Origin of the sequence: Amphritea sp., assembly GCF_050300915.1 — a bacterium.
Lineage (GTDB): Bacteria > Pseudomonadota > Gammaproteobacteria > Pseudomonadales > Balneatricaceae > Amphritea.
On sequence record NZ_JBNKYN010000225.1, the window covers coordinates 1 to 563 of the forward strand.

The 563-nt window shown below is 44.8% G+C and carries 1 protein-coding gene; it reads right to left on the minus strand.

Annotation, left to right across the window (positions count from 1 at the left end):
- On the minus strand, positions 1 to 317 hold a 317-nt coding region (locus ACQY8X_RS21150), incomplete at its 3' end, for a hypothetical protein (protein WP_428037100.1).
- Positions 318 to 563 lie beyond the last annotated feature (246 nt).

Below are 563 nucleotides of genomic sequence, written 5' to 3' on the forward strand. Positions count from 1 at the left end.
CGAAGGTGAAGACCAATGGCATAGGATGAAAAGAAAATCAAGGGAACCGCAAGGAAAATCTGCCAGTACACTCTGCCGCGAGAATAGGAACGCCAGGGCAAGCTGCGGCTATGGCCAAAGCAGCAGACCGCGAGACCAGACTGAATAACAAACAGCGAGACCAAAATCAGACCGGGTGAAGCACAGGACAACGAAGAGCCGAATGAGCTGCCAAAAGCAAAATGGGAAGCGCCCAGATCTCGGGAAAAATCAAAGTGAGGAAAACTGGTCAGCACACCACAAGACTCAAAACTCAATCTTTCATTTAACTTAAACAAGTCCGATCCACGGAGGTCACCGTCCTCCCTCACTCATTTGATTATTAAAATGCAAAAGATCTTATTCATGGCTAACTCTTACTCTAAGAAATAAGAAAATAAAATTAGAGAAGTGGCGAGGAGTCTCATCCCTCTACGGTCCTATTTATAGGCAGAAGTAAAAAACTAAAAGACTACTATACCCCTAAGACCTAATACACTAGAAACAACGATTTTGGGGTAGAAGGGTCCGATGCAACCCATCAG